The following is a 1667-nucleotide window of genomic DNA, read 5'->3' as shown; positions in this document are numbered from 1 at the left end:
GAATAATTCATAGCTCTAATTTAAAGCTGTTTTCTTGAATAAATTGCCTATTTTTATATTAGGCAGATACATTCTTCCAAAATAATGTGTTTTCGAACAGGATATCTACGGAAGAAGGCTATAATAAAAATTATTTGTCTATTTAAGGGCAGACTGACCCCTTGGAAAAATAGGTTAAAAATTTTTACGATACCTAGCCTAAATCCATTGCCTAGATCGCCGTAGGCGTTCAAAAACCTTATAAAATTCAGTTTGATACACATGATAACTCGACAGTTTGAGATAGACTTGTCTACCTGTTTTAATGAGTTTTCCGGCAACTTTGAGCAATGTCAATCGTATAGAATGAATCGTCATCCCCCGATTCGCTTGTTCAAATCCAATGGTCTTTAAAAAATTGACGAGGTTGTAAGCCAGGACACTGATCATCATTCTAACGTGATTTTCCAGGAAGAGTGGGCTATCTGTTTTGTCAAAATAAAAGCCTGATTTCGCTTCTTTGATGAAATTCTCCATTGTACCCCGTTTGCCGTAAAGAGAGAATATGACTTCAGGTGAGACATTATTGGATAGATTAGTCACAATGAATGCGTGGTGAAAGAGGAGTTCTCCTGCTTCACGAACGGAACGTATACAGACTCGACGGGGTTTCGACCATGATTGTGCTTGATAAGGCATTGAAAAATACTGAACTTCCCGATCTTCCCATTTTTGGTTATCCCCGTAAAGAACGGATTGCTCGGCTAATTGACTTAACCTCCGATTGTTCTTTAATCGGATCACATACTGACTTTCATTTTCTTCACAAGACTCATACACCTCTGGTGTTGCGAAGCCGCTGTCCCCACGAACCAATATGTCAGTATTCGGTATGGATTCATTGTAGTGGTGTAACAATGGGTCGATAAAGGCTTTCACCCCTTTAGATGTGTACTGATTACCTGAACGCAGTTCAGCTTTTAAGAAATCTCCAGTCAGTCCGTCAAAGGCAACTAATGGGTGGTAGCCGTAGGTTTGATAATGTGCATTATAATCTGTTTGTTCTTGATGGCCAAAGGTATCTGAATGAGTAGAATCGAGATCAATGATTAACTCGGTGTCATTGCGAATCAAACGCGCTTTATCAATGAGCGACTGATTTAATGATTGTAATTGACCCACATTTTCCGTGGTGAAACGATCCAGAAACCGTGAAATTGACGATTGTGAGGCTAATTGTTTTCTGCCTAACACCATTTGAAAGACTGGATCCTGTCGTAACAGATTAGCTGACGAGTCTGCCGAATAACCAGCAATCAGTTGCATAATGAGCTGTTCTAATATCGCTAAATTATCATGCGTGTAGTAAGCACGGTTATCTTTAATGTCCAGAAGTGATTTTGCCAAATCAGAAAACTTGAAGGTATCCATTACTTCTTTAACTAAGACTAAACCCGAATCACTCGATAAACGACCACCTGTATGCGAAATGATGATGTTTGAATTGAATTTTACCTGGTTTTTGTGTAAGCTAATCATGAAGAGAACTCCTTTCTTATGGTTGGTTTAGACACCTTTACCATATCAGAATGGGGTTCTTTTTTCATCACTTAACAGGTGAAAATGAAAAAGTAAATTTAAGCTGCCGTTAGGCAGTTGGCACATGTTTCAACGAAAAGTATGAATTG

General features: G+C 38.6%; 1 protein-coding gene. It reads right to left on the bottom strand.

What is annotated here, in order from left to right:
• Positions 1-198: 198 nt before the first annotated feature.
• Positions 199-1518, bottom strand: a complete 1320-nt coding sequence (locus tag TS1_RS12130) for an IS1380 family transposase (protein ID WP_068710727.1) — start codon at positions 1516-1518, stop codon at positions 199-201.
• Between the last annotated feature and the right edge of the window lie 149 nt (positions 1519-1667).

Source organism: Tetragenococcus solitarius NBRC 100494 (genome assembly GCF_001544195.1).
GTDB lineage: Bacteria > Bacillota > Bacilli > Lactobacillales > Enterococcaceae > Tetragenococcus > Tetragenococcus solitarius.
This window is presented reverse-complemented; position numbering and strand designations above follow the sequence as displayed.

What these genes read in the sequence shown, in the direction of transcription:
- TS1_RS12130 (WP_068710727.1), bottom strand. Translation starts at nt 1,518, where the DNA reads ATGATTAGCTTACACAAAAACCAGGTAAAATTCAATTCAAACATCATC.